The following is a 257-nucleotide window of genomic DNA, read 5'->3' on the forward strand; positions in this document are numbered from 1 at the left end:
AGAAAATAACAAAGTAACTTTTGAAATGAACAAAAAAGATGACAGCTACTCCTACTTAGCTGGACATACGTACACAATGACTATTACCACTAAAATTAAAGACGGCGCAACCAATGAAGAATTAGCACCTTATATTGAACAAGGTGGCATTCCCAACCAAGCCGACTTAAACTTTGGCAACGAAGGGGACGTGTTGCATTCCAACAAACCAACGGTAACACCACCTGCACCAACGCCAGAAGATCCAACGATTACAA

1 pseudogene is annotated in these 257 nt (G+C 40.9%); it reads left to right on the forward strand.

The features are described 5' to 3' along the window. Positions 1-257, forward strand: a pseudogene (locus tag HMPREF2810_RS16070) (VWA domain-containing protein); the annotation flags it as partial.

It is taken from the genome of Enterococcus sp. HMSC078F03 (assembly GCF_001811595.1).
Lineage (GTDB): Bacteria > Bacillota > Bacilli > Lactobacillales > Enterococcaceae > Enterococcus > Enterococcus faecalis.